The organism is Streptosporangium carneum (assembly GCF_027922005.1).
Taxonomy (GTDB): domain Bacteria; phylum Actinomycetota; class Actinomycetes; order Streptosporangiales; family Streptosporangiaceae; genus Streptosporangium; species Streptosporangium carneum.
In genome coordinates, this window is sequence record NZ_BSEV01000173.1 from 1 (window position 1) to 512 (window position 512).

The following is a 512-nucleotide window of genomic DNA, read 5'->3' on the forward strand; positions in this document are numbered from 1 at the left end:
GGCGATCCGGCCGCGTCGAACTGACGCAAGCCGCTAGACGTTCGACAGACGTTTCCAGAGCGCGTCGTCGCCCAGCTCGTCGATAAAGGCGGCATGGGCGGCGCGCTCTGCGTCGGACACACGCGAGACCAGCGGCTGCGGCCGCGGCGCACGCGCGGGAAACGTCACCTTGCCATCCGCTGAGGCATGCCGGCCGGACAGGTCGAGTGCCCGGGTGCGACCGCCGGTCAGTTCCAGATAGACTTCCGCCAGCAGCAGGGCGTCGATCAGCGCGCCGTGCTTGTCACGCGTGTCGAGCGAGATGTCGAACCGCTTGCACAGCGCATCGAGCGACACATAGGAGCCGGGAAACTTGGCGCGGGCGATCCGGGCCGTGTCCTTGAACCGGTCTTCCAGATAGATCGGGTGGCCGAGCCGCGCGAGCTCCATATTGATGAAGCCGCGGTCGAAGGGCGCATTGTGTGCGACCAGGACGGCGTCGCCGACAAAGGCCAGAAAGTCCTCGGCGATCT

The 512-nt window shown here is 66.8% G+C and carries 1 protein-coding gene; it reads right to left on the reverse strand.

The genetic code is table 11. The annotated features are described in order from the left end of the window. Nucleotides 1-33: 33 nt before the first annotated feature. Nucleotides 34-512: exonuclease domain-containing protein (locus PKF00_RS45110; protein WP_271223815.1), on the reverse strand; the 479-nt coding region annotated here is incomplete at its 5' end.